The sequence below is a fragment of the Halomonas qinghailakensis genome, from assembly GCF_025820815.1.
In the GTDB taxonomy this organism is placed as follows: domain Bacteria; phylum Pseudomonadota; class Gammaproteobacteria; order Pseudomonadales; family Halomonadaceae; genus Vreelandella; species Vreelandella qaidamensis.
Genome location: NZ_CP096973.1, coordinates 1,721,658 through 1,748,632, shown reverse-complemented (window position 1 = coordinate 1,748,632; position 26,975 = coordinate 1,721,658). Strand labels below are relative to the sequence as shown.

The window sequence follows — 26,975 nt, the reverse complement described above, 5'->3', positions numbered from 1 at the left end:
TGGGTAGAGAGATTACTGCCTAGCACTATTGGCCAGGCGGTCTGTTACAAGCCGTGACTATTTATAGCTTTGCGGCTTTACTTAAGATTGCCACTCTGTGCCGTTGATAGTAACGATATTTTTCAACTCGGCACTCATCAAAACAGCGTATGTCAGAGTAGCCCTGGCAGCCATGTGGCGAGCTGCGGGAAAAACGTTAGCATCAGTAACATGGCAAGCTGCATCAAAATAAACGGGATTACCCCACGGTAAATCGCCGAAGTAGGCACCGAGGGTGGTGCCACACCACGTAAATAGAACAGCGCAAAACCAAATGGCGGGGTTAAGAACGATGTTTGCAGATTAATAGCGATCATGATGCCCAACCAAATCGGATCAAGACCCATGGCCAGAAGAATCGGCCCAACGATAGGCACCACCACAAAGGTGATTTCGATAAAGTCGAGAATAAAGCCAAGTAGGAAGATGACTAGCATGACAATAATGGTCGCGCCCACTACCCCACCGGGCATACCTTCAAACAGTTCAGTGACCATATGCTCGCCACCATAAGCCCGGAAGACCAACGAAAACAGGGCAGCACCGATCAAAATCATGAACACCATGGTCGTCACATGGGTAGTTGAACGCAGCACGTCTTTCAGCGTTGCCCAATCCAACTGACGATAAGCAAGGGCTAACACCAAAGCACCAAAGGCGCCAACGGCCGATGCTTCAGTAGGCGTTGCAAAACCACTTAAAATCGAGCCAAGTACCGCCACAATAAGTACTACGGGAGGTACTAAGCCTTTCAACAGTAGCATTCCCAGGCCTGAGGTATGCCCAAGCTCTGCCATCAGCTCTTCACGATTAGCGGCTGGTGCCATATGCGGCCGAAATAGCGCCACCAGGGCAACGTAAATCATATACATCACCACCAGGATCAGCCCTGGCACCAGGGCACCCATAAATAAGTCGCCTACAGAGACTGTTTTAGGACTAAAAATGCCCATAGAGAGCTGCGCCTGCTGATAAGCCGAGGACAGCACATCACCCAAAAGGACTAGCGCAATAGAAGGCGGAATAATCTGGCCTAACGTGCCAGTTGCACAAATAGTACCGGTTGCCAGTGAGGTGCTATAACCACGCTTTAACATAGTGGGTAGCGACATAAGCCCCATGGTAACCACCGTCGCACCTACAATACCGGTGGAGGCCGCCATCAGCATTCCTACCAACGTCACCGAAATACCCAAGCCGCCACGCATAGCACCAAACAGCAGCGCCATGGCATCAAGTAGTGTTTCAGCTACTTTAGACTTTTCAAGCAAAACGCCCATTAAAACAAACAGTGGCACTGCCAGCAGCGTTTGGTTGGTCATAATGCCGTAAAGCCGATTGGGCAACGCAGCGAGATAACCACTATCAAAGTTAGCGTCGATACCTATGGCTTCTAAACCTAATCCCATGCCTGCAAATAGCAGCGCGGTACCTGCTAACGAAAGCGCCACCGGAAAGCCAAACATCAACACAATGCAGATGGAGGCAAATAAAATAATTGGCATAAATTCCAGCATCAAACGCGCTCCTCAAGATGGTTGTCATCACCAATAGACGGGGATATCCGGCCAGTAAATACGTAGCCATTGCGCACCACTTCAATGACACCTTGCAGGATCATCAGCGCAGCAAAGAGCGGTATTAACGTTTTCAGTGCAAAGACAGCTGGAATGCCACCGTAGTCTGAGGAGGTCTCCATAATACGCCAAGAGTTAGCAACGTAACCAAAGCTGGAAGCGATGATAAAAATCATCACGGGCATTAACAAAGTGATAATGCCCACAATATTAACTACCGCCTGGCGGCGGGGCGTCATTCCACGATAAAAAATATCAACCCGTACATGACCATCGTGGCGAAAGGTATAGGCCGCAGCGAGCATAAAGACACTGGCATGCATATACATCACCAGTTCTTGCATAAAAATGCTGTTAACGCTGAAAACATAACGAAGCAGTACAATCGCGAACTGAATCAACATCATAATGATGATCAGCCACGCAATGCTACGTCCAAACCACTCCGAAATGCGGTCCAGCGCAGCGATAAACGCAGGTAGTTGTGTTGTGTCCGACATGGAAGTGTCTCGCGTAAAACGGCTAGTGGAGTCAGGGGGCAGACAATAGCGCATATACGCAGACAATGCAGCGCCTGTACACCACCAAGTAAACTAACGTTAAACGCTTTGACGAATTGCCGCCAGGCAAGCTGCAGGTAGCGGTAAATCCACAGCAATCGGCAGATGGTCTGAAAACAAATGATCCAATACGCGCACATCGGCGGCTTCGAGGGTTTGAGACAGCAGAATATGATCTAGAGCACGACGAGGTTGCCAGGAGGGGTAGCTAAGCAGTGGCTTAACCGGGTGAAGCGGCAACGACGTACTAAAACGTTCATGGGCATGAAGCTGCTCAGGCGTACAATTAAGATCCCCCATCACCACCACATGACGCAACGGCTCGATAATGTTACTCAGATAATTAAGCTGACGAACCCGTCCGCGGTGACTCAGCGCCAAATGAGCTACAAAGATATGCAGTGCATCTGGCCCTTCTCCATAGCGCGCATGAATAGCACCACGACCTGGCAACATCCCAGGCAAGCGATGCTCTTCGATATGGCTAGGCACAATGCGCGACAATAGCCCATTACTATGCTGGGCAAACTGCCCCAAATTACGATTTAATTGTTGAAAGTAGTGGGGAAATCGCGCCTGGGAAGCAAGGTATTCAACTTGGTTAACACGGCCAGAACGGAAGCTGCCACCATCGACCTCTTGTAATCCAACCACATCAAATGGCGCTAACACATTTCCCATTTGCGCTAAGCGCTTAAGACGTTGTGGGTGGGGCAGTACATGCTGCCAGCTACGGGTAAGATAATGGTGATACGCTGACGTTTGAATACCCACCTGTAAATTAAACGTCAGCAGACGAAGGTGACCACGTTCAGCCAGAGATGACGCAGGCAAGCCTATTTGCCCCCCTGCGTGCCCCTGCTCTAACACGGTTATTGTGTGCGCTCATTACGCACACGCTCAACGAGCGCATCCGCAATTTGCGGCATATTCTCCAAGCTACCGGCGGTGCTGGGAGACACAAGGTAGCGGCCATCAATAACTAAGGCAGGCACGCCCATCAGGCGCATTTCACGCATGCGGCCATTTGCTTTATTGACCTCACTGCGAACGTCGAATGCCGTCAATGCTTGCTTGGCTTCTTTTTCACTTACACCGTAATTAGAGAAAAATTCAGCGATTTCATCTGGGTCAGTCAGCGAGCGACCATCTTCATGAATCGCTTCAAAGAAATCAGCGTGCAGTTGCTCTTCAATGCCCAGTGATTCCGCCGCATAAAACGCTGTCGCGTGGGTATTCCAATCACCACCCATCGTTGCAGGCATATGAACAACGCTAACGTCATCTTCAAGGGTTGCGTACCACTCGCTTACTGGTTCTTGCAGCCGATAACAATGCGGGCAGCCAAACCAAAACGCTTCGGTCACTTCAATCTGCCCCTCATCTACCTGGGTTGCCACCGGCGACTCAAGCAGCGTGTAGTGCTGTCCTTCCACCAGCTCCTGGGCACTCACTGAGGCAGAAAGGCCTAAACCAGCTACCGCGACCATTAACGTTTTCAACATAGCAAAAATTCTCCAAGAATAAGCGAGACTATGACCGCTAAGCATATACAGAGGTTCCCCATCTCTTTAATTACCAGTGAGATAGGGCACCTTGATTAGCAGCGACTAGTTCAAGCCTAATAGATAATTCGCTACAGCCTCCATGTCGTTATCGCTCATTTTGGAAGCGATATCGCCCATGATGTTATTCGGGCTGTTGGCACGCTCACCGGAAGCAAAGTCTTGCAACGTAGACACCGTGTACTCTGCGTGCTGGCCTGAAAGTGCCGGATATACCGCACTACCGATGCCAGCCCCCGTGGGGGTATGACAAGCGCTGCACGCAGGAATACCTTTGGTCATATCACCTGCCCGGTACAACTCTTCACCTCGGGCTAAAAGCTCAGCATCTTCGTCATTGGTCTGGCCAAGGTTTGCATCTTGTCTTGCGAAATGCGCCGCGACATCCCAAGCGTCTTGATCAGAGTAGTTGTCAACCAGCCCTGCCATTTGAGCGACAACGCGGTTACCGTCACGAATGTCCATAATTTGCTTAGCAAGATAAGACATTTGCTGCCCTGCTAGGTTGGGAAAACTACCCACTGCGCTGATCCCTTGTTGACCATGACAGGCCGCGCAGGTTTGAGCGAGTTCACGACCAGCCGCCGCATCCGCGTCCGCTTGGTGGTCGGTTTGAGCATGTACGGTGCCAACGGCACCCATGGTAATTGCCAGGCTTGCCAGTAACTTTCTCATTGCTATTCCACTATGCCGTTTGATTATTGACTGGTACGCACCCTGGGCGCTGCCCAGGTTCAGCACTTTACCAGGGTCAGCTCCGCCAAAACGAACAACATGTCGTGTTGGTCGCTGCTGGCTAGAGCGCGATGGTACACTAGCGCCCCAGGTCGCAGTTATAAACCGCTTGCATTATAACGAATCACCCTAGCGGCGGGAATGCAAGTCCAGGTCTGCTTTTGGGGTAATTCGTCGCGGTACCGTCATTTACTCACGTTAACGTGGTGAAACGGGCCGTCTTATACGTCTGTTTTTCAGGATTAACACCATGTCTACTGCTAATGATAACCCAATCGCCCGGCTGAACTACCCCACTGCCCGCTTTATGATCAGTGCACCAACACTTGCCCTGTGCCCAGATGATACTGGCGCAGAAGTAGCGTTTGCCGGGCGCTCCAATGCGGGTAAATCAAGTGCGATTAATGCACTTACCCAACAAAATGCCTTAGCCCGTACCTCACGTACACCGGGCCGTACTCAGCTAATCAACTTTTTCAGCATCATGAACGACGAGTCACGCCGCTTAGTCGACTTACCCGGCTACGGCTACGCCAAAGTACCGGAAGCCGTGAAGCTTGAGTGGCAGCAGCACCTGTCTGATTATCTACGCGGTCGCTTCAGCCTACGCGGTCTTGTACTGCTAATGGACGTGCGCCATCCGCTAACCGAATTTGATCAAATGATGCTCAACTATGCCGACAAGCGCGAAATGCCCGTGCATATTCTGCTCACCAAGTCCGATAAATTAAAAAAAGGTCCTGCTAGTGCCACGCTGCAAAAAGTCCGCTCTCGCCTTAAAGAGTGGGAAGACCTAGTCTCAGTTCAGCTTTTCTCGTCGCTCAAACGCGATGGTGTGGATACACTTTCACAAAAACTTGACCAGTGGCTGCATACCCCTGAGTAAACCAAGGTTTGCCGAACAAGCTAGGTTTTCCCAAACAAGCCAGGTTTTCCCAAACAAGCTGAACCTTGCTAACGATACCTTATTTTACCAACCAAGCCTGGCTGCTTAAAATCCGCCGCAACCGCTATATTAGGGGCGTCGTTCTAACCACTCGATTAGTTCGGGCAGCTCTTTCACGTGGGCAATGCGGTGAATACGTGCGGGCAGGGCTTGATCGCCTTGCGCGGCAATCCATGCGGCATGCATGCCCAGCTGCTGGGCAGGCACTACGTCTTCTTGCCAGGAGTCACCTACATGCATCGCGCGATGGGGCGCTACGTTAAGACGCTCCAGGGCAGTGAGAAACGGCTTAGGATCTGGTTTTGGTGCCAATAACTCCCCGGCTGCAATAGCGACTGGGAAGTACGCTGCTAACGGCTGACGTTTAAGATGAATATTGCCATTGGTAATAGCCGCTAGTTGGTATCGCTCGCTCAACGCGGATAACAGCCCAGCGGCTTCAGCGTGCGGCGTTACTTGAACCCGCAGGCGATGAAACTCATTCATAGCAGCGGCAGCCCACAGCAATGCACTACTGCGTGTTAAGCCTTGGGCTTCCAACTGTGCTTCTAACGCCCGCAATCGCAGCCAGGTAAAATCACCGCGCCGTTCTGGCACTCGCTTGGCCCACTCTTGGCGGCGCTCTAGGTAATCGGCCAGCCCCTGCTGGTAACTCAGCGCTAATGGCGCTTCATGGCGAGTTTTGCGCCACACCGCCAGCGCTTCAATTAGCCAACGATAGTGGCCCTCTTCCGTTTTTAACATCACGCCTTGGTTGTCCCACAGCGTATCATCAAGATCAAACGTAATCGCTTGTAGCGAAGCCATGGTTAACTCCGTGTAGGGCGGCGTTTAGCGCGGGGGTGAGCTGCATCATAACTTTCGGCTAAATGCTGCCAATCGAGGCGGGTGTAGACTTGAGTCGTCGATAAATTAGCATGCCCCAGCAACTCCTGAACCGCCCGCAGGTCTTGGCTGGACTCCAATAAATGACTTGCGAACGAGTGCCGCAATCGATGGGGATGAAGGTGTTCGGGCAAACCCCGCACAATAGAAAGTTGCGCCAACCGTTTTTGAATACCACGATGCCCTAAGCGCTGCCCACGCTGGCCGACAAATAGCGCCATTTCACCCGTTGCCGCCATTTCAGAGCGACACAGCAACCACGCCGTAATCGCTTGATCTGCTCGCTTACCAACGGGCACTTGCCGAGGCTTACTGCCCTTACCCACCACTCTCACATGATGGGCATTTAAGTGACTCACATCCAGCGCAGCAAGTTCCGCTAACCGTAGGCCGCTAGAGTAAAACAACTCAAGCATTGCTTGGTCACGTATTGCCAGCGGCGTGCCATCGTGTGGCGTATCTAAAAAACGTGATAGCGCATCAACATCAAGCGGCCTTGGTAAATGGCTTGGCTGCTTTGGCGTACGCAGTAATCCCACAGGGTTGTCGGCAAGTACGTGCTGCTGCACAAGATAGTCAGCAAAACGTGATAGCGCAGCGCGGCGGCGGGCCAAACTTCTCGGCGCAAGACCGCGGCTTCGCTCGGCCCCTAAAAAGGCGCGCAGAAATGCAGTGTCTAACGTCTCTGCATCGGTTACACCGCGTTGCTCAGAAAAACGCAGCAGAGCGTTTAAATCCTGACGATACGCCGCCACCGTGGCAGGGCTTGCATGGGCAGCAAGTTTACGTAAATACACGTCGACCTGCGTCGTTAAGGAGCCTGGGCTACCCATGATGATCTAGGCGAAGCAGTAGCCGTGCCACGATATCGCTCAAGTACTCGGTAAATAACGTATCCATACTGGCGCGGTAACAGTCCGGGTCGGGGCTTGCGAGAAGTAAATAGCCCAGCTGCTCGCCTGCGGAAAGCCGCGAAATGGCGCAGGAGCCCGCCCGCCGGGGTGTTTTAGTATGCGGCAACAGGCATTTCCAATCGCTAACGCTGAGCTTGACACAACGACTGGTGCGCCCATCAAGCAGCGCGGCGAGACGTGCGCTGGCATGCTGATCTAACACATGCCGCGGTGGTTGGGGCGGTGTGGGTTCATCGTCACTTAATGAAGATGGGCACCATAGCGACATAGCGGGGGTTTGAAAGTGCTCGCTTAATTGGATGGCCAGCGCTTGGGCCAACGTATCGCGATCTTCAGCTTCAACCAAGCTGAGCAGCGTCTCACGCAGACGACGGTACTGGGCTTCATTATGCCGCGCGGTTTCCAGAAGATGCTCAAGCCGCCCCTCTGCTGTTTCAGCACGTTGACGTAAGTCAATCACCAGACGCTCTAGCAGCGATACCGCCCCATCGATGTGGGGATGCGGCACCTTGAGCTGCTGCAGCAAGCCTTCACGGCCAACAAAAAAATCGGGATGGCGAGCCAGCCAAAACGCCACTTGATCAGGGTCGAGCGTTTTGCGCGGCTCAAGAGCTTGAGACATCGCCGTACTCCTCGAATTAGTTGAGCGTGACACGCCCGTCAAAAACACGTGTGGCAGGGCCCACCATTACCAGCGATGATTCAGGGTCTGGCCACTCAATACTGAGCTGCCCTCCTGGCAAATGAACATTCACCGGACTTTTCAACAGCCCCTGCCGAATACCGCTAGCCACCGCAGCACAGGCACCGGTACCGCAGGCAAGCGTCTCACCACTGCCGCGCTCATATACTCGCAAACGAATTTCGCTGGGTGACACCACCTGCATAAAGCCCACGTTAACCCGCTTAGGAAAGCGAGGGTGGGACTCAAGCAGCGGCCCAAGATGCTCAACGGGCGCACTATCAACACTTTCCACCTGTAACACGGCATGGGGATTGCCCATTGAGACAACCCCTAGTTCCAGCGTGTCACCATCGACATCGACAGCGTGTAGCGGCTGATCACCCGGTGCCTCAAACGGCAGTGTGGCGGGGTTAAAGCGCGGCCGGCCCATGTCAACACGCACCATACCGTCGTGCTGAACATTAAGTACCAAGGGCCCACCGGCAGTTTCCACATGAATTTCATGCTTATGGGTCAGGCGCTGATCACGGACAAAACGAGCAAAACAGCGTGCCCCATTGCCGCAATTTTCAACTTCACTGCCATCGGCATTAAAAATGCGGTAGCGAAAATCCATTTCCGGATCTCGGGGTGGCTCAACCACCAGTAATTGGTCAAAACCAATACCAAAGCGCCGATCTGCCAGCTGGCGAATCTGTTCATCACGCAGGCGAGCCCGCTGAGTAACTAGGTCCACCACCATAAAATCATTACCCAGACCATGCATTTTGGTGAAGTGCAACAGCATCAGCGCCCCCCTTCCGGCAGAAGTGTTTCGCCGGCCCACAGGCTTTCCAGGCTTTCCCGTGCGCGCACCACATGGTAGCTGCTGCCATCGACCATCACTTCAGGAGGGCGCGGACGGCTATTGTAATTCGACGCCATCACAAAGCCGTAAGCGCCTGCTGATCGAACGGCCAGTAAATCGCCCTCAGCAATTGCTAGATCGCGCTCTTTACCGAGAAAATCACCAGTTTCACAGACAGGACCAACAACATCATAGACCGCACGTTCACGCTGCTGGCGGGTATCCACCGGCACAATAGCTTGCCATGCCTGATACAACGCGGGACGGATCAGGTCATTCATAGCGGCATCAACAATCGCGAAATTTTTGGTTTCACCGGGCTTTAAAAACTCTACACGGGTCAACATTAAGCCCGCGTTAGCCGCAATAGAGCGACCTGGCTCAAAAAGCAACGTAAGCGCTTCACCACCCTCCCAGCGAGACAGGCGCGCCAGCAGCTGGCTTGCATAATCAAACGGTTGGGGTGGCTTTTCATCACGATAGGGAACACCTAGCCCACCACCCAGATCCAAGTGATCAATTTCAATACCACGCTCACGCAGCCGCTCCATTAACATCAAGAGCCGCTCTAGCGCATCTAGAAATGGTGCAGTTTCGGTAAGTTGAGAACCGATATGGCAGTCTAGCCCGGTGACGCGCAAATTAGGCAAACTGGCGGCGAGGCTGTAAACATCTAGCGCCTCATCCACTGGAATACCAAACTTGTTATCTTTCAGCCCAGTAGAAATGTACGGGTGGGTGCCAGCGTCCACATCCGGGTTTACCCGCAGTGATACCGGCGCCACCTTGCCAAGCTCTGCTGCGACAGCATTTAGCCGCTCAAGCTCGGGACGGGATTCAACGTTAAAGCATTTAATGCCAACCTCAAGCGCGCGGGCCATTTCATGCGGCTGCTTGGCCACGCCTGAAAACACCACTTTTGATGGGTTGCCGCCCGCTTTCAGTACGCGCTCAAGCTCGCCGATCGAAACAATATCAAACCCAGCCCCTAACCGTGCGAGCAAACCCAGCACCGCCAAGTTGGAATTGGCTTTCACTGCATAACAAATCAGATGAGGATGGCCACCCAGGGCTTCGGTATAGGCTCGAAAATGGCGCTCTAACGTTGCTTTTGAGTAGACATAACAGGGCGTACCAAGATCAGCAGCGACCTGAGTAAGCGGGACATCTTCGGCATAAAGCACGCCATCACGATAGTTAAAGTGATCCATTACCCCTCCTGCTCGGCAGCCGAACCCTGAGTGTCTTCGTCAGGCATATAAAGCGGCCCTTTCTGGCCGCAGCCCACTAATAACAGCGTGACCAGCAGCACCGTACTAAAGATGGTAGTCACACGCTTCATGCATCACCTTTCAGCGCAGCTAACGCCTCGCTAGCACGGCTGGCAGCGGCGCGAACCTGGTCAGGCGCGGTGCCACCGATATGGTTACGGGCGGCAACAGAACCCTCTAATGTGAGCACCTCAAACACATCCTGCCCAATCGTGGCAGAGAACTGCTGCAACTCTTCAAGGGTCATTTCAGACAGATCTTTCTTAGTCTTCAAGCCGTAAGCCACCGATTGACCGACAATTTCATGGGCATCGCGGAAGGCGACGCCTTTGCGAACCAAGTAATCAGCAAGGTCCGTGGCGGTAGAGAATCCGCGACGCGCTGCTTCATACATGCTGTCTTTTTTCGGTTCAATAGCAGGCACCATGTCGGCAAAGGCTTTTAAGCAGTCGCGCACGGTATCAACGGCGTCAAACAGCGGCTCTTTATCTTCCTGATTGTCTTTGTTGTAGGCCAGGGGCTGAGACTTCATTAGCGTAAGCAGCGCCATTAGGTGGCCATAGACTCGACCGGTTTTGCCACGCACCAGTTCGGGCACATCCGGGTTTTTCTTCTGCGGCATAATAGAAGAGCCAGTACAGAAGCGGTCAGGCAGGTCGATAAAGTCAAACTGGGCGCTGGTCCACAGCACCAGCTCTTCACTCATCCGCGACAGGTGCATTAACAAAATGCTGGCGAAGCTGGTGAATTCGATCGCAAAGTCTCGGTCGGACACGGCGTCCAGCGAGTTTTCTGCGGGGCGATCAAAGCCTAGCAATTCGGCGGTGACATGGCGGTCAATGGGATACGTGGTGCCGGCCAGCGCCGCTGCGCCCAAGGGCATAACATTGACGCGCTTGCGGCAGTCCAACAGGCGCTCGTGGTCACGGGTTAACATCTCTTGCCATGCCAATAGGTGGTGGCCAAAGGTCACCGGCTGCGCCGTTTGTAAGTGGGTGAAACCGGGCATGATGGTATCGGCTTCACGATCGGCAAGCTCAATCATGCCTTCGCGCAGGCGAACCAACTCCGCTTCGATCACATCGATCTCATCGCGCATAAACAGGCGAATATCCGTCGCCACCTGGTCGTTACGTGAACGGCCTGTGTGTAGCTTTTTACCGGTAATACCAATTTTATCCGTCAACCGTGCTTCAATATTCATGTGCACGTCTTCAAGCGGGATTGACCAGTTAAACTCGCCACGCTCAATTTCGCCCTGAATCTCGGTGAGCCCATTGATAATGGTGTCGCGCTCATCATCGGTTAGTACACCGACTCGCGCTAGCATAGTGGCGTGGGCAATCGAGCCCTGAATATCCTGACGCGCTAGGCGCTGATCGAAAGTCACAGACGCAGTGAAGCGTGCAACAAAGGCATCGGTGGGCTCGCTAAAGCGACCGCCCCAAGACTGGTTCGTAGCTTGGCTCATCGGAGGCATATCCTGCTGACAAAACTAAAGGAGTCGTTATAAGAAAGTGTACCAGAGTCGCCGCACTCAGCGGCATGCCGTTTTTTAGTCGTTTTTCACATGGGGTGCGGCTCAGCATCATTGCGGGGGTGGTGAGATTCATTTAAGTAGCTACTGATCGCTAACATGGGCATCGGGCGGGCAAAGTAGAAGCCTTGAAAATGCGCACAATAACGGGCATTGAGATACGCATATTGTGCAGCTGTCTCCACACCTTCAATTAAAACTTCTAGGCCCAGCTTAACAGCCATGGTCACCACACCATCAACAATGGCAGCGTCCCGAGTGTCGTTAACGACATCACGAATAAAGGAACGATCGATTTTAAGCTTGTTGATCGGTAAACGTTTTAGGTAGCTAAGGCTTGAAAAACCGGTTCCGAAATCATCCAGTGCAATATGCACACCTAATGCGCGCAGATCCTGCAATGTTTGTATGGCGTGCTCAGTACTGTCCATTAGCACGCCTTCGGTAAGCTCTAACTCTAATAAATCAGGCGCTAGGCCTGTCTGCTCAAGCACACGCTGAATAGATAGCAAAAAGCCAGCACGCTGAAACTGCATCGGCGAAATATTAACCGCCATTGTAACGGGCATCGTTGTGCGCGCATTCAGCTCGACCGCATCACGGCATGCCCTCTCCAGCACCCACTCACTAATCGGCATGATCTGCCCAGTGTCTTCTGCCAGACTAATAAACTGGGCGGGGGAAATATAACCACGCTCGGGATGATACCAGCGAATCAGTGCCTCTACCCCCGTCACCCGCCCAGTAGCACCCTGTATTTGCGGCTGATAATGCAGCTCAAACTGCGACTGTTCGATGGCCTGTTGTAACGCGTGTCGTAAATTAACCCGATTAGTCACTTTTCGATTTAACTCATCGGTGTACCACTGATAAGTATTGCGCCCTTGCCGTTTGGCTTTATACATCGCTAAATCAGCCTGCTGTATTAGCTGGCGCGGCTCGCTAATCGTTCCATCATCAGTGGCAATGCCCATACTCGCCGTAATACGCAACTCGCTGTCACGATACCAGTAGGGAGCAGAAAGACGCGCAAGCAGTCGTTCCACTACCTGCAACACATCTTGTTCGTGAGCCAAATCAGGTAGCAAAACGATAAATTCATCACCACCAAAACGCGCCACGGTATCCCAGGGACGCAGCTCTTCTTCCAGGCGCTTGGCGACCTCAATTAAAATGTGATCGCCTACATCGTGCCCTAGCGTATCGTTGATCGGCTTGAAATCATCCAGGTCGACAAATAGCACGGCAATGTATCGGCGATAACGCTTGGCTAACAGGCAACCTTGTGACAGCCGCTGATCAAGCATTAATCGGTTAGGTAGGCCGGTTAATGCATCATGATTGGCGTTATGGCGAAGCTGAGCTTGATATTCACGCTGCGCGGTAATGTCATTTTGTACGCCTACAAAGTGCGTCACAAGGCCAGCGGCATCTCGTACAGGAGACACATATAGGTCATTCCAAAACGGCACTCCATTACATCGGTAGTTACGTATAACGACATGTACGTCTTGCTGGGCATAAATACCTTTGCGCAGCTTAGCCAAGGTAGCTGGATCCGTTTCTTCACCCTGAAGAAACCGGCAATTTTGCCCTAACGCCTTAGTGCGGGAGTAGCCCGTAATCCGCTCGAAGGCTGCGTTCACATAAACCATCGGTAAATCTTGACGCTGGGCATCAACGATAATTACGCCGTTTGTGCTTGCTTCAACGCTACGCTCCAGCAGTGTGAGCTGTCGTTCAGTCGCCTTGCGCTCAGTAATGTTTTGGGTTGATCCCTGAACCTGAATAATCTGCCCCAACTCATCACGTACGGCTTTGCCAATCACTCTCACCCACAGCCTCACCGCTTGCCGAGTAACGATTTCTAGCTCCTCATCAAAGCTGGTTCCGCTCTCGCAACAGGCACTAAACACTTCACGGATACGTGGCCGAGAGCTAGGCGCGTAAAAGGTCATCGCTTCTTCAATGGTCGGCTTAAAACCATCGGGGACGCCATGTAGACGGCACACTTCATTCGACCAAATGGGCAACCCTTCGGCCATATCTACGTACCAACCCCCTATCAGCGCCGTTTCGCCAGCAATTTGAAACAGCCGTTGATTACGAATGAGCTGTTTCTCAACGGCTTTTCGGCGGGAAATATCGCGGGCGATCACGTAGATAACACGATCACCCGCTGCGGCGGTCACTTCTAACCACACCACTTTTCCTTCTGCCGTCAGTGCTCGAACGTCAAACGGAGCTACTTTCTTGTGGGACTGGAGACGCGACAACGCCTCTTCAATAACCGGGATATCTCGATGGTCTACTAGCTTGCCACATGGCTTACCAACCCATTCGCTAGTGGAATAACCCAGCAAGTTTTCAAACATCGGGTTGATGTTGAGTAAGATACCTGCGAAATCAATACAGATGAATAAGTCTTGTGACAACAGGAAGAATTGGTCTAGCTTGCCTTGAGGATTAACAAAGGGCATGGCGCCACCTAACGGGTGAATGGCCAAACAGTGCCGTCATAAATTTGACCGGTTATTTTTACTGTGTGGCTGGGTGCTTTATGATGAGACTTATCATAGTTCGTCGCGCAGTGTCAGCGGCAAAGGGAGAATAACGTGTCATCCATTACTAAATTGCGCATCGCTACGCGTAAAAGTCAGTTAGCCATGTGGCAGGCCGAACACGTCCGCGACCGTTTAATGGCGGCACACAGCGGCTTGGAAGTCGAGCTCATCGCACTTTCCACAAAAGGCGATAAGATTCTCGATACACCGCTTTCAAAAATTGGCGGTAAAGGTCTTTTTGTCAAAGAGCTGGAAGATGCCATGCTCGATGGACGCGCCGATATTGCCGTACATTCAATGAAAGATGTGCCTATGCATTTTCCTGAAGGGCTAGGACTTTCCGTTATTTTGGAAGGTGCCGACCCAACCGATGCATTTGTATCCAATCATTATAACAGCATTGACGAGCTACCTGAGGGTGCTCGAATCGGTACTGCTAGTTTGCGCCGTGGTTTGCAGATGCGAGAAGCACGTCCTGATCTGCAAATCCTCAACCTACGCGGTAACGTACAGACCCGTTTGGCAAAATTAGATGCGGGTGACTTCGATGCCATTATTCTCGCCACCTCTGGCTTAAAGCGCCTGGGACTTGATGCGCGCATTGCTCAGGCACTTCCACCTGAAATCTGCCTTCCCGCCTGTGGTCAAGGGGCGCTAGGCATCGAGTGCCGTCTGCATGACCCAGAGTTAATTGGCTTATTAGCCCCACTGGATGACCCCGATACAGCGACTCGTGTGCGTGCCGAACGTGCAATGAACACCCGCCTGGAAGGCGGCTGCCAAGTACCTATCGCAGGACATGCCATACTTGATAAGACAAACGACACTATTTGGCTACGTGGCCTAGTCGGCAACCCTGAAGGCACCGAGGTACTACGCGCTGAGGGCAGTGGCTCTATCCATGAACCTGAAGCCTTGGGCATCCGTATCGCCGAAGAGCTGCTGGATCAAGGGGCCGGCGATATTTTAGCCGAGGTGTATGGCCGCAACGTATGAGTCTACCGGTACTGATCTGTCGCCCTGGTGACCGCGGAGAGGCGTTAGCAGCCACGCTGCATGCTCAAGGTGCTCTTGTGGAGCACCTTGATGTCATGCGTTTGGAAACACTGCCTGAAGATCCCGCCCTGCGAAGCACATGGTTAAACATTGATCAGTACCACAAAATAGTGGTGGTCAGTCCTTTCGCCGCTTACTGTTTAAGCGAAGCGTTTGATCGCTATTGGCCACAGCTTCCTGTGGGCATCGACTACTACAGCGTAGGCCGAGCTACGGCAAATGTATTATTTGAACAGCTAGGCGTACGTGTTCATATGCCTTCGCCTAGCCATGGAGAAGACACGAGTGAGGCACTGCTGTCTCTTGCCTCACTCCAAACACTCACGCATCAGCGTGTACTTCTGGTAGCTGGAGAAGGTGGCCGCACATTATTAGCCGAGACGCTGAGTGCGCGGGGGGCCAACGTTACCCGTGTTGCTGTGTACCGGCGCGTATATCAAGCGCCCCTACCAGCCATGCAACAACGTCTATTAACCGGCGATTATCGAGCGTTAATCGTGACGAGCAGCGAACTGCTTGAACATCTGGCAAAATGGTGTGAACACGCAGCGTTGAACCAACCGCTAATCGTTTCCAGTCACCGTTTAGCTAAACTGGCCGGTAAACTGGGTTTTCGTGACCTCAAGGTGGCGTCGGGAGCAACGCCCGCTGCATTGGCAGCGGCGTTAAGTCGGTTCTGCAACCCAAAGGGTGCCGATGTCGATCAAGGAACTTAATAAGGGCTAGCGACAGATGAGCAAACAACCAAACGATCAGGAAGGCGTACAGAACACGTCTGCCGAGGCATCTCAAAGCGACGCTAAACCGAGCGACACTTCCGCGTCAGCTTCGCCAAGCAATGAGACGTCAACGCCAGGCAATGCGGCAGCATCTTCTTACGCTGCTAAAAACAGCCGCTCGCGTCGCCGTAACAAGGGAGGCAACAGCACTCCCCACGCCAGCACCGTGTCAACGAATGTCAGCCATGGTGAAGCTTCGACCCAATCAAGTGCTGATACCAAACAAGCGGCCGACACAAAGCCAGCAGCAGACGATAAACCGTCAGCAGGCGCCAAAACGGCAGGCGCTAAGCCAACAAACAGTGGCAGTCATGCGTCTGGAAATGCTGCGCACGTCCCACCTACTGCCAACAACGCTAGCAACAACAGTGGTGGTGGTAACAAAGGCAGTGGTATCGCCATTGTGCTGGTGATTATCCTGGCTCTGGCCATTGGTTTTGTCGCTTGGCAAGGATGGCAGCGCTTGGATAACCAGCAGCAGCGTATTGACGAGCTCGCCCAGCAAACGCAAAACAATGCCTCACAGCAGGAAGTGAACGATCTAACATCGCGTATTGAAAGCAGTGAAGCTGAACGCAACCAGGCGCTAGAAAACACGATGAGCGAACTACGTAGCGAGCTGGATAGTTATCGTGGTGAGGTCAACAGCACACTAGACAACGTGCTGGCGCAGCTTTCTCAAGAGCAGGAGACCGACGAGCGCGACTGGTTACACGCCGAAGCCGCTTATCTGCTGCGTCTAGCTAACCAGCGCTTGCAGCTGGAAGGTGATGTTGAAGGCGCTGCTGCATTGCTGCGCACTGCTGATGCGCGCTTAGTCGATGCCGACAATCCAGCGTTAACACCAGTACGCCGTGAAATTGCTAATGAACTGGCTGCTCTTGACGCCGTGCCGCAAGTTGACCGCACTGGCATCTATCTTGCGCTGAACGCTCAACAAGAGCGTATCGCTGGCCTACGCCTATCGCAAGAAATTGAGGAGCGTGCCGTTACCTCTGGTATTGAGCAGCCACCCACGGGCACCTTCCAACGTCAGTTGGCCCGCTTTGGTGAAGAGTTAAAAGATCTTGTAGTGATCCGTCAGCATGACGAGGCATTAGAAACATTGATTACTCCAGAGCAAGAGTCCTACCTGCGTCAAAGCCTACGCTTGATCCTTGAACAGTCCCAGCTGGCGCTGCTCAAAGAAGAGCAAGAACTGTACGAAGCAAGTATTGATAAGGCGCTGGAACTGCTCAACGGCTACTACGACACCGAACGCGAAGAGACGCAAAGCGTTATTGCTCGCCTGCAAGAATTGAAGCAAACCCAGGTACAACCTGAGCTACCGGATATCAGCGCTTCTCAACAGGCGCTAGCAAGCTTCATTGAGAACCGTTTTGAGTCGCGTCGCCAAGGTGGAGGTGATGCATGAGAAAATTAATTCTCTTAATTGTTGCCGGTCTCGCGGTCGGCGCACTGTTTGGGCACCTGATGATGTCAGTGCCTGGTTATTGGCTAATACGCGTTGGTGACACCTCGCTACAAACGTCATTCTGGTTTGGCTTGGTGCTGCTGCTAGGCGCGTTTATTGTTTTGCATTTTGCGCTACGTTTGCTCTCCGGCATTATTCGCCCAGTCGGACGCTTTCGCACTTGGAACAGCCGAGCCCGCAACCGTCGTGCGATGAAACGCACCGTGCGTGGTTTGGTTGCTTTAACTGAAGGCCGCTGGAAAAAAGCTGAGAAAACGTTGGTACGCGCGGCTGACGATTCCAGCACACCTCTTGTGAATTATCTTTCTGCGGCACTGGCAGCGCATTACCAAGGCCATCATGAAAAATCCCAGGAGCATTTGAATCAAGCACAGCTCACCACCGACGGAGCCGACACGGCCATCGGCCTAATGCAGGCTCAACTGATGATTGACCGTCAGCAGCCTGAAGAGGCACTGGCCATTCTGAACCGGCTGGATAAGAAACTGCCCAACCACCCTCAAGTGCTCAAGCTTCTTAAGCAAGTCCACCTAAGCGTTAACGACTGGGAAGGCCTACGCCGTTTAATACCGCGTCTAGCTGCACAAAAACTGATCACCCAGCAAGAGCGTGAACAACTGGAGTTTAAAGCGTACCGCGAGCTGATTGTTTTTGAGGCTAAAAACCCCACTAATATTGAGCGCGTGCGAGGCCTCTGGGCCGATATGCCGGACTATCTACGGGGCAATACCGAACTCATCGTGCTTTACACCGAAGCGCTTTTACAAGCCAACGAAGAGCCGATTGCCGAGCGCTTGCTCAACCATTCGTTGGATAACCACTGGGATGCGCGCTTGGTTAAACGTTATGGCTTAATCAACGTTGATGCCGCCCGCCAATTAGCAAAAGCGGAAAAGTGGTTGCAAGAGCGTCCTAACGACCCCGAACTCCTGCTGGCCTGTGGTCGGCTGTCGCTGAGGACTGGCAAATGGGAGAAAGCGCTGGAGTACTTTGAAGCTAGCCAGCGCCAACGTCCTAGTGGTGAAGTTTGTGCAGAACTTGCACGCCTCTATGCAAGTCTTGGCGAGCACAACAAAAGTCAGCTCTATTACCGCCACAGCGTCGATATGCTCGCTAAGTCACTGCCTTCGCTCCCACAGCCAAGCGATGCTAATGACAGCAAGCAAAGCGAACCCCAAACGTCCGTTAAGAAAAGCGCGTAACAATCTAAACAGCAACAATCAAAAAGGGTGCTCATTGAGCACCCTTTTGTATATTTACGCGTTGATACCTGTCCATTCATATGCATAGCATTGTACGCCAGCATTCCTGGCTATTTAGCCAACGATAACAGTACTGCCTCCAGTGCTGCGCAATACCCTTGAACCCCTAAGCCTGCAATCACACCATCAGCCCGTAAAGAGACATAGGAGTGATGCCGAAACGCTTCACGTTTATGTACATTGGATAAATGGACTTCAATTACTTTGCCATCAAACGCATTCAGCGCGTCAAGAATTGCGACAGAGGTATGGGTATAAGCCGCCGGATTAATAATAATCGCCTGGGTACTATCAAGACGCGCGGCATGGATAGCATCGATCAGCTCGCCTTCGTGGTTGCTTTGCAGGCATGTAATATCACAACCTGCCATCACTGCTTTTTCACGCAGAAGATTATTTACGTCTTCTAAGGTGTCGTAGCCATAGATCTCTGGCTGGCGACTCCCCAGCAAATTGAGATTCGGTCCATGAAGCACCAAGACTTTTCCCTGACGCATGACGTTCTCCTGAACGGTGTATTGGGCCTAACATTCATCGGCAAAAATAACGCTAAAGCCCCGTTCTATCACCTTCCTCGTAACACTGCCAGCGCCTGCTCAAGAGATGCCTGCTGGCGCTGAGCATAGAGCGCAATCTCATCAATTACCGCAGCCCCCAGGTGTTGCTCAAACTGAGCCTGATTCGCATGGCTTGAGTACTCATCACGCTGATGTTCGCCCAGGTTCGATTGGAAGATACCTGCAGCACTCACAGGCAAAAAATCTTCATAGATCATCGGCTGACAAACCAGTGCGCCCTGCTCAATTAACACCTCAACCCCAGCGGCATCCACGTTATCTGGCAAAGCCACCTGCTTACCTGGCACTGCGTAGTAATGAAAGAACGCTAATGCCTCCCGCCGCAGCGTGGCGTCGTCATCGGGAAATGCCTGAAACACCTCCGCCAGCTGCGCTTGATGAGTCGCGTTGTCCGGTGCCACGGGTAATGACCGTGATTCTGCCAGTAAATGGTCGTAAAGCTCGCGGCCTTTATGGGTCAAGGCAACGCCACGCTGTTCAATTTCACCAAAGCGGGCAGTGTGGTGGCCTTGGGCATTATCAGCAAAGGTGATGGTTTCTTCGAGCGCTTTAAAACTGGTTTGGCGTAGCAAAATAGGACACACCCGACGCGGTGGGCCTTCAATCACCGCTTTTGGATTAATTCCAACGTCCGGCATGCGACGTTGCACCTCATCAATATCCAGGGTCCGTGGCGTTAAATGATTGATATGCGGCCCATGAAAGCACACCACATCAGCGATCAGGCGGTGTTCTTTGTGCAATCGGTGGTAGGTCTCGACATCCACCGTTGCATCGTGATGCCAGCGAAAAGTCGTAAGGGCGGCCTCTACAAAGGCGTCAGCATCATTCGTGCTCAAACCGCCCTGCTGTTCACAGCGCTCTATTAGCGCGACTGCTTGGGGCGTAACGATCTCACGGCGCTGCAAAATTTCCCGTGCCTGCTCTCGTAGCGCCGCGTTTTCAATTAATTCAAGGCGCAGTAACGATGTAAATACCCTAAATGGGTTACGCTTCAGTGCTTCATCATCGACGGGCCGAAAGGCCGTAGAGTGAACCGGCACCCCCGCAGCGGCTAAATCGTAGTAGCCTACTGGCACCATGCCCATAACCGCAAACATCCGTCGCAACAACGAAAGTTCTTCCGGTAGCCCCACACGAATCGCCCCATGACGTTCAACGTTAATACGTGAAAGCTCCCCTGTGGCCGCTAACGCATCCGCTAGCGCAGGATCCTGACTGAGCGCGTCATCATTCACCACTTCAACCAGCGAAAGCAGCGTGCCGTATTGGGGTACTTCCTGTTGATACATCGCTGACATCGCTTTCGAAAACTGGTCACGAATATCATCAGAGCTAACGTAATCGGAACACATGGGCAGTCCTATTGATTGGCAACACATTTAGACATGGCGAACATGACTGTCGAGGAGCTAGTTGGCATAGTAGCGCTGCCAGCATCAGAAAAATTTCATAATTTTCGCGTTTACCTTCATTTAAACGCCTTTCATGACGCGCTATGCCACCCTCGTTCCGTCAGGTAGTTGCCAAATAGAGTTACACTAACGATCAAAATGAAGATAAAAAAGAAGCTTAAACGCCCATGAAAAACCCCGCCATGACGCCACCGCTATACCTTGGTCTCCCCATGTGGGCCAATCAAGACTGGTTGGGCAGCCTGTACCCACGCCACGCTAAAACGGATCTGCTGAGTGACTATGCGGCGGTTTTTTCAAGCGTTGAGGGCAACACAACGTTTTATAGCGGCGCACCAAAGCCAGAAACAGTGGCCGCGTGGGCGCGGCAAACTCCACCCCATTTTCGTTTCTGCTTTAAACTGCCTGCCACGATCACCCATGACCAGCGTTTAACCCAACCCGAAAATGCCTGGGCGTTTATAGAGGCACTCGCGCCACTGCATGATCGTCTTGGCCCCACCATGATTCAGCTACCGCGCGATTTCGGCCCTTCGGAGCTGCCCAAGCTAGAAACACTCCTTGCACAATGGCCAGCCCACTTACCGTGTGCAGTGGAGGTACGCCACCCCGCTTTTTTCCTCAAAGGCGATGCTGAAAAAGCCCTTAACCGCTTGTTAATAACTTATTCAGCTAACCGCGTGATGCTTGATGTTCGTCCGGTGTTTTCAACCCCTGCTAATGGCAATCCTGGCTTAGCGCATGCTCAGCAAGAAAAGCCGAAACTCCCGCTACACGTGCTTTCCACAGCAAATTATCCAGTCATTCGCTTCATTGGGCATATTGACAAAACAATTAATACAGACTATTTCACGCCGTGGATTGATCGGCTTGCCCTGTGGATAAGTCAGGGGAAAACCCCTTTCTTATTTGTGCATACTGCCGATAACCACGCGTCACCAGAACTAGCACGCTGTTTGTACCATGAAGTGCAACACCGCGTTACTTTGCCCGCCCTTTCGTCATTCGCTGGTGAGAAGCAGAGCCAACTGTTTTGATCAGTCTTTTTAGGCTAACTGACTGGCAACCCCCACCATGATCGGATAAATTGCGCGTACTTTCGGAAAATAACGCTGGAACCTTTCTATTTTCCGAAAATCGGCACATTAGGCTAATAACGCCTTATTACAATTAACTAAACAGGTGATTTCATGGCAAAACTTGCACATGCACAGTGGTCATCGCGCATGGGGTTTGTGCTGGCGGCCGCTGGTTCGGCCGTTGGCCTTGGCAACATTTGGCGCTTTTCTTATATGGTGGGCGACAGCGGTGGTGCAGCTTTCGTGCTTGTCTACCTTGCTTGCGTGGCGTTAGTAGGCCTGCCCATTTTGGTCGCTGAGTGGATGATTGGCCGTCGTGGCCAGAAAAACCCAATTAATACCATGGCTGACCTAGCTGCTGATCACGGTAAATCAAAAGCATGGGCATTAGTTGGCGTGAGCGGCGTGTTGGCAGCCTTTTTGATTTTGTCTTTTTACAGTGTCATTGGGGGCTGGTCACTGAACTACACCCTAGGTTCAGTCATTGGTACGTTTAACGGCCAAGATGCTGACGCAATTAGCGGTCTTTTTGGCGGCATGCTGGCTAGTCCGGTTACCCTACTTCTTTGGCATACCGCCTTTATGGTGCTTGTCATCGGGATTGTGGCGCGAGGCGTTACTAAAGGCCTGGAAAGCGCAGCACGGCTGCTAATGCCTGCCCTGGTGGTATTAATGTTGATACTGGTGGGCTATGGCGTAGCCAGCGGCTATTTTGGTGAAGCGCTAGCGTTTATGTTCCGCCCTGACTGGAGTGCGCTGAATGGTGGTGTCGTACTTGCTGCCATGGGCCAAGCCTTCTTCACCCTATCGCTGGGTATGGGCATCATGATGGCTTACGGCTCTTACCTTGGCGAAGACGTTAACCTTATTAGCACGGCACGCACGGTGATCATTCTTGACACGGTGATTGCACTGCTGGCGGGACTAGCAATCTTCCCCATTGTGTTTGCGAATGGCCTTAGTGCTGGAGAAGGTCCAGGCTTGATTTTTGTCACGTTGCCATTGGCGTTCGGTAATATGGCAGGCGGTACAATTTTGGGCTTGATGTTCTTCTTGCTGCTGACCTTTGCGGCCTTAACATCAGCGATTTCATTGCTAGAGCCAACGGTAGAAATGCTCGAAGAACGTACGCCAATGTCTCGTGTCACCGCCACATTAGCGAGCGGGATTGGCGTATGGCTGCTTGGCGTTGCCGCATTGTTGTCGTTTAACGTATGGTCAGAGGTACTGTTCTTCGGCCTCAATATTTTCGATCTACTCGATACGTTTACTAGCAAGATCCTACTACCACTAACCGGCTTAGGGGCCATTGTGTTTGTTGCGTGGTGTTTGAAGCGCGACAGCGTAGAAGCCGAGCTTGGGCTTTCATCCACTGGCGTTAGCGTATGGAATGTCATCGCACGCTTCGTAGCGCCCGCGGGGGTTATTGTTGTGTTTGTCACCGGGCTACTTTAAGCCTTCGCTGACGACCGTAACGCAGGATACCGCCCTAAGCGTGAACGGGGCGGATCTGATGCACCGCCCGCTTATCCCTAAGTGCGCTTTTTAATTAATGCAATTCGCTCTCTTGCTGTTCTTCATCATCTGGCAAGGGAGCGATATCCCGCGATAACTTCTGAAACTCCCGATGCAGTTCAATTCCCCGACGCGCCCGCAGGCTGCGCTGGGCTGCACTGCGCCGACGTTGAACATGTTCATCGACTTCTATACTCATAAAGATGTCGAGCAGTTCGCTTTTTACCGAGGTAATTCGTTCGATATTTCTCATAATCGACGTTCCTCCAGGTGAATATGCCTACGTCCACCTGCATCCGTGACGACTGTTTTTCAAATGATGCAGTGCGGCACTTCACTTCTTACTATAACCTACTTGACAAAATGATGACGAATCCTGCTGAAATGTCTTAACGACGTTTAAACGCATGAGTAAATCGCATTTATACTGTTTCTGCATCGTGCCCTCTGCAACGTACGCTGCAGAGAACACTCAGGCATACTGTTATCAGTATGCCTGCATAAGCACTAAAGAGAATTTAAGGAGCTGAACGTGAGCCGCGCCCTGTTCGATGAAATGAGACGCCGCATGGAGCATTTTCGTCGCTCCGAACAAAAGGTTGCGCGGTTTGTGCTGCGCAATCCAGACGAGGTCATCCACATGCGGATTGTCGACCTCGCAACAGAGGCTAAAGTCAGCGAGCCCACCGTCGTGCGCTTCTGTCGCGCGCTTGGCTGCAACGGGTTCCAAGACTTTAAGCTCCAGCTTGCCCAAATGCTGGCCAGTGGCAGTCAGTTTGCCCAGTTCTCGATGAACGATAGCGATTCGGTTGCTGAGTTTTCCCACAGTATTTTTGACTCCACGGTGGGCACGCTTTTATCGGTACGCGACCGTCTTGATAATGATGCCCTTGGGCGGGCCGTCAATGCGCTTGCCATGGCAAACCGCGTCGAGTTCTATGGCTTTGGGGCGTCCGGTGCCGTGGCTTTTGATGCCCAACACAAGTTCTTCCGCCTGCAAATATCGACCTCAGCTTATGCCGACCCTCATATGCAAAACATGTCGGCGGTCACGCTCAAAGAGGGTGATGTGGTGGTCGCCATCTCACAAACAGGCCGAACCAAAGCGCTGGTCGCTAGCGTTCGCTTAGCGCGTGAGGCAGGAGCCACCGTTATTGGCCTGTGCCCGAGTGACTCGCCGCTGGCCAGCGAAGTGAGCCTGCCGCTGTACATCGACGTGCATGAAGATACCGAAATCTACACACCGCTTAGCTCACGAATCGCCCATTTGGTACTGATTGACGTCCTTGCCGTTGGCGTTGCCAAAACGCGTGGCCCAAAGCTTGCTGAACAACTGAAAGCCGTCAAGAAGAGCCTGAATACGCTGCGTTACCCCGAAGAGTCGTAGTGCCTATCGACTGTATGCACAGCCAGTTCGCTGGCTGTGCTAAACTGGCCGCCCATTTTTCGAACCGGCAGCGGCTTATATGGACGACGTCACGGCGATACTTGATCAGCTTAACCCTGCCCAGCGCGAAGCGGTAAGCGCGCCCCAAGGCAACTTACTGGTACTGGCGGGAGCCGGGTCCGGTAAAACCCGCGTGCTGGTTCATCGCATTGCTTGGCTAATGCAGGCTGAAGGGCTTTCACCGTATGCCTTGTTGGCGGTTACGTTTACCAACAAAGCCGCGCGGGAAATGCGCACTCGTCTGGAAGCGCTGCTGAGCATCTCCATGCGCCATGTATGGGTCGGCACCTTTCACTCTATCGCTCACCGCTTGCTGCGCACTCACTGGCAGGATGCTCGGCTACCACAGCACTTTCAAATCATCGACTCCGATGACCAGTTACGGCTGGTAAAGCGAATGCTCAAAGATTACGCCATCGATGATGAGCGCTTCCCGCCCCGTCAGGTGCAGGGCTTCATCTCTGGCTGCAAAGAGGAAGGGCTGCGCCCACATCAAGTAAACGTGGACGGCGATGGTTATCTTGGCCAGATGGTCGAGCTATATGAGCGCTATCAATTTACCTGCGAACGCGGCGGCCTAGTGGACTTCGGCGAACTATTACTGCGCAGTCTTGAGCTGTTGCGCGACAACCCGCCACTTCTCAATCATTACCGCGAACGCTTTGGTCATGTATTGGTAGACGAGTTTCAGGACACTAATACGCTGCAATATGCATGGTTAAAGCTTCTCACCGGGCAGCAAACACCGATGACCGCTGTCGGTGACGATGACCAGTCAATTTACGGTTGGCGCGGTGCTAAAGTGGAAAATATTCGCCGCTTTGAGGAGGAGTTTCCTGATACGCACACTGTACGCCTAGAGCAGAACTACCGCTCCACTAGCGCGATTCTGGAGGCCGCTAACACGCTGATTAGTCATAACAGTGAGCGGCTAGGCAAAAACCTGTGGACTGACGGTGTCGAAGGCGACCCTATTTCTATCTACGCCGGGTTTAACGACTTAGAAGAAGCCCGCTATATCGTCGATACCATCAAAGAAAAGGTCGATGAAGGGTTTAATCGCCGCGATATTGCCATTCTTTACCGCTCTAATGCTCAGTCGCGTTTACTGGAGGAGACGCTGATCCGCCAAGGGATGCCCTACCGTATTTACGGAGGACATCGCTTCTATGAACGTTTAGAGATCAAAAATGCCCTCGCCTACCTGCGGCTACTGCTTAATCGTGATGACGATGCCTCTCTGGAGCGCGTGATTAACGTGCCCACCCGCGGGATTGGCACCCGCACGGTTGAAATTGTGCGCCATCGCGCCCGAGAGCAAAGCGTTTCACTGTGGCAGGCGCTGCACGATGCCATCCAAGACGGCACGCTAAAAGGCCGTGCAGCCAACGCCGTGCAGACATTTGCCAACCTCATTGAGCAATTAGACAACGATGCATCTGGCTTGCCACTGCATGAAATTATCGACCATGTCACCGCTCATACTGGCCTTATCGAGCATCACAAGAGCGAGCGCGGCGAAAAAGGGCAAGCGCGCGTGGAAAACTTGGAAGAACTGGTGACCGCTGCTCGCGCCTTTACCCATGGCGATGCCTTCGAAACCCCTGAAGCGGGGGAAGGAATGGCGGCGCTGGAAGCATTTCTTTCTGAAGCGGCGCTTAACGCAGGCGACCATGAAGCCGATGAGTTTGAAGACAGTGTGCAATTGATGACACTGCACTCTGCCAAAGGCTTGGAGTTCCCCGTGGTGTTTATTGCCGGCGTTGAAGAGGGCCTGTTTCCTCATAAAATGTCGATCGAAGAGCCAGGGCGACTCGAAGAGGAAAGGCGACTTTGCTATGTCGGCGTTACCCGCGCAATGCAGAAACTCTACCTGACCCATGCCGAAACCCGCCGTCTGCACGGCAAAGAAGTGTTTCCCAGGCCATCGCGTTTTCTACGTGAACTTCCCCCCCATCTATTGGAAGAAGTCCGCCTACGTGGTCATATTTCGCGTCCCGTTACCGCTTCACGCTCAAGTTTTACGCAGCAGCGTGTTGAAAGCGACGGCGATCTGCCTGCTCTGCATGTTGGCCAGCGGGTAATGCACCCAGTGTTTGGCGAAGGCATTATTCTTAATGCAGAAGGCGAAGGAGCCCGCGCTCGGGTTCAAGTCAGCTTTGAAGGGGAAGGGGTGAAATGGCTCGTACTAGGGTTTGCCAAACTCGCCCCACTTTGATCGGTGTTAACGTAAGCGTAAAGCTGT

25 protein-coding genes are annotated in these 26,975 nt (G+C 52.6%); 9 read left to right on the top strand and 16 right to left on the bottom strand.

Features of this window, described 5'->3' with window-relative positions; all coding sequences use genetic code 11:
- Positions 1 to 152 precede the first annotated feature (152 nt).
- From M0220_RS08255 to M0220_RS08235, 5 genes are all read right to left on the bottom strand, one after another.
- Positions 153 to 1,556, bottom strand: coding sequence for a TRAP transporter large permease (locus tag M0220_RS08255; RefSeq protein WP_030071455.1), 1,404 nt, complete (start codon positions 1,554 to 1,556; stop codon positions 153 to 155).
- Positions 1,556 to 2,116 carry a TRAP transporter small permease subunit gene (locus M0220_RS08250; protein ID WP_264019116.1) on the bottom strand — a complete coding sequence of 187 codons (561 nt, stop codon included), beginning with the start codon at positions 2,114 to 2,116 and terminating at the stop codon, positions 1,556 to 1,558. The genes M0220_RS08255 and M0220_RS08250 overlap by 1 nt, the downstream gene beginning before the upstream one ends.
- A gap of 99 nt (positions 2,117 to 2,215) precedes the next feature.
- Complete coding sequence (locus tag M0220_RS08245) at positions 2,216 to 3,010, bottom strand: endonuclease/exonuclease/phosphatase family protein (protein WP_232222354.1); 795 nt, start codon at positions 3,008 to 3,010, stop codon at positions 2,216 to 2,218.
- A gap of 38 nt (positions 3,011 to 3,048) precedes the next feature.
- Positions 3,049 to 3,681, bottom strand: coding sequence for a thiol:disulfide interchange protein DsbA/DsbL (locus M0220_RS08240; RefSeq protein WP_030071461.1), 633 nt, complete (start codon positions 3,679 to 3,681; stop codon positions 3,049 to 3,051).
- A 105-nt stretch (positions 3,682 to 3,786) separates the two neighbouring features.
- Complete coding sequence (locus M0220_RS08235; RefSeq protein ID WP_264019115.1) at positions 3,787 to 4,416, bottom strand: c-type cytochrome; 630 nt, start codon at positions 4,414 to 4,416, stop codon at positions 3,787 to 3,789.
- Between the two features lie 310 nt (positions 4,417 to 4,726).
- Between M0220_RS08235 and yihA the strand changes: the two genes are divergently transcribed.
- On the top strand, positions 4,727 to 5,362 hold the full coding sequence (gene yihA / locus M0220_RS08230) for a ribosome biogenesis GTP-binding protein YihA/YsxC (RefSeq protein ID WP_030071466.1): 636 nt from the start codon (positions 4,727 to 4,729) through the stop codon (positions 5,360 to 5,362).
- 129 nt (positions 5,363 to 5,491) lie between these two features.
- Here yihA and M0220_RS08225 read toward each other — a convergent pair whose 3' ends face one another.
- The 8 genes from M0220_RS08225 to M0220_RS08190 form a co-directional block, all read right to left on the bottom strand.
- A complete protein-coding gene (locus M0220_RS08225) occupies positions 5,492 to 6,229 on the bottom strand; it encodes an HAD family hydrolase (RefSeq protein WP_030071467.1) in 738 nt (245 codons plus the stop codon).
- A gap of 2 nt (positions 6,230 to 6,231) precedes the next feature.
- Entirely contained in the window at positions 6,232 to 7,140 is a 909-nt protein-coding gene (locus M0220_RS08220; RefSeq protein WP_264019114.1) for a tyrosine recombinase XerC, read from the bottom strand.
- Positions 7,133 to 7,843, bottom strand: a complete 711-nt coding sequence (locus M0220_RS08215; protein WP_264019113.1) for a DUF484 family protein — start codon at positions 7,841 to 7,843, stop codon at positions 7,133 to 7,135. The genes M0220_RS08220 and M0220_RS08215 overlap by 8 nt, the downstream gene beginning before the upstream one ends.
- Positions 7,844 to 7,859: 16 nt before the next feature.
- Complete coding sequence (dapF, locus tag M0220_RS08210; protein ID WP_030071474.1) at positions 7,860 to 8,693, bottom strand: diaminopimelate epimerase; 834 nt, start codon at positions 8,691 to 8,693, stop codon at positions 7,860 to 7,862.
- Complete coding sequence (gene lysA / locus M0220_RS08205) at positions 8,693 to 9,964, bottom strand: diaminopimelate decarboxylase (RefSeq protein ID WP_030071475.1); 1,272 nt, start codon at positions 9,962 to 9,964, stop codon at positions 8,693 to 8,695. The genes dapF and lysA overlap by 1 nt, the downstream gene beginning before the upstream one ends.
- Entirely contained in the window at positions 9,964 to 10,095 is a 132-nt protein-coding gene (lptM, locus tag M0220_RS08200; RefSeq protein ID WP_084180399.1) for an LPS translocon maturation chaperone LptM, read from the bottom strand. Before lptM ends, lysA begins: the two co-directional genes overlap by 1 nt.
- Positions 10,092 to 11,495: an argininosuccinate lyase gene (gene argH, locus M0220_RS08195; protein WP_030071476.1), complete on the bottom strand. Its 1,404-nt coding sequence runs from the start codon at positions 11,493 to 11,495 to the stop codon at positions 10,092 to 10,094. Before argH ends, lptM begins: the two co-directional genes overlap by 4 nt.
- Before the next feature lie 95 nt (positions 11,496 to 11,590).
- A complete protein-coding gene (locus tag M0220_RS08190) occupies positions 11,591 to 14,041 on the bottom strand; it encodes a sensor domain-containing protein (protein ID WP_264019112.1) in 2,451 nt (816 codons plus the stop codon).
- A gap of 135 nt (positions 14,042 to 14,176) precedes the next feature.
- Here M0220_RS08190 and hemC point away from each other — a divergent pair, with 135 nt between their 5' ends.
- From hemC to M0220_RS08170, 4 genes are read left to right on the top strand one after another with little or no spacing between them, the layout of a single operon-like run.
- Positions 14,177 to 15,121: a hydroxymethylbilane synthase gene (hemC, locus tag M0220_RS08185; RefSeq protein WP_030071478.1), complete on the top strand. Its 945-nt coding sequence runs from the start codon at positions 14,177 to 14,179 to the stop codon at positions 15,119 to 15,121.
- Positions 15,118 to 15,897, top strand: a complete 780-nt coding sequence (locus M0220_RS08180) for a uroporphyrinogen-III synthase (RefSeq protein ID WP_030071479.1) — start codon at positions 15,118 to 15,120, stop codon at positions 15,895 to 15,897. Before hemC ends, M0220_RS08180 begins: the two co-directional genes overlap by 4 nt.
- Positions 15,898 to 15,913: 16 nt before the next feature.
- Positions 15,914 to 17,374 (top strand): uroporphyrinogen-III C-methyltransferase, encoded by a 1,461-nt coding sequence (locus M0220_RS08175; protein ID WP_264019111.1) that lies wholly within the window; start codon positions 15,914 to 15,916, stop codon positions 17,372 to 17,374.
- Positions 17,371 to 18,636: a heme biosynthesis HemY N-terminal domain-containing protein gene (locus tag M0220_RS08170; RefSeq protein ID WP_030071483.1), complete on the top strand. Its 1,266-nt coding sequence runs from the start codon at positions 17,371 to 17,373 to the stop codon at positions 18,634 to 18,636. The genes M0220_RS08175 and M0220_RS08170 overlap by 4 nt, the downstream gene beginning before the upstream one ends.
- Positions 18,637 to 18,746: 110 nt before the next feature.
- Here the strand turns inward: M0220_RS08170 and aroQ are convergent, their stop codons facing one another.
- Both aroQ and hglS read right to left on the bottom strand, forming a co-directional pair.
- Positions 18,747 to 19,193, bottom strand: coding sequence for a type II 3-dehydroquinate dehydratase (gene aroQ / locus M0220_RS08165; protein WP_264019110.1), 447 nt, complete (start codon positions 19,191 to 19,193; stop codon positions 18,747 to 18,749).
- Between the two features lie 68 nt (positions 19,194 to 19,261).
- On the bottom strand, positions 19,262 to 20,629 hold the full coding sequence (gene hglS, locus M0220_RS08160) for a 2-oxoadipate dioxygenase/decarboxylase HglS (RefSeq protein WP_030071488.1): 1,368 nt from the start codon (positions 20,627 to 20,629) through the stop codon (positions 19,262 to 19,264).
- Between the two features lie 242 nt (positions 20,630 to 20,871).
- Here hglS and M0220_RS08155 point away from each other — a divergent pair, with 242 nt between their 5' ends.
- Together M0220_RS08155 and M0220_RS08150 are read left to right on the top strand one after the other, a co-directional pair.
- Positions 20,872 to 21,726 carry a DUF72 domain-containing protein gene (locus M0220_RS08155; protein ID WP_264019206.1) on the top strand — a complete coding sequence of 285 codons (855 nt, stop codon included), beginning with the start codon at positions 20,872 to 20,874 and terminating at the stop codon, positions 21,724 to 21,726.
- Positions 21,727 to 21,879: 153 nt separating this feature from the next.
- Complete coding sequence (locus M0220_RS08150; RefSeq protein ID WP_030071493.1) at positions 21,880 to 23,223, top strand: sodium-dependent transporter; 1,344 nt, start codon at positions 21,880 to 21,882, stop codon at positions 23,221 to 23,223.
- 94 nt (positions 23,224 to 23,317) lie between these two features.
- On the opposite strand, the gene M0220_RS08145 is transcribed toward M0220_RS08150, so the two are convergent.
- Complete coding sequence (locus tag M0220_RS08145; protein ID WP_030071494.1) at positions 23,318 to 23,536, bottom strand: PA3496 family putative envelope integrity protein; 219 nt, start codon at positions 23,534 to 23,536, stop codon at positions 23,318 to 23,320.
- A gap of 279 nt (positions 23,537 to 23,815) precedes the next feature.
- Between M0220_RS08145 and hexR the strand changes: the two genes are divergently transcribed.
- Both hexR and uvrD read left to right on the top strand, forming a co-directional pair.
- Complete coding sequence (gene hexR, locus M0220_RS08140; RefSeq protein WP_009723260.1) at positions 23,816 to 24,670, top strand: transcriptional regulator HexR; 855 nt, start codon at positions 23,816 to 23,818, stop codon at positions 24,668 to 24,670.
- A 79-nt stretch (positions 24,671 to 24,749) separates the two neighbouring features.
- A complete protein-coding gene (gene uvrD / locus M0220_RS08135; protein WP_264019109.1) occupies positions 24,750 to 26,948 on the top strand; it encodes a DNA helicase II in 2,199 nt (732 codons plus the stop codon).
- Positions 26,949 to 26,975 lie beyond the last annotated feature (27 nt).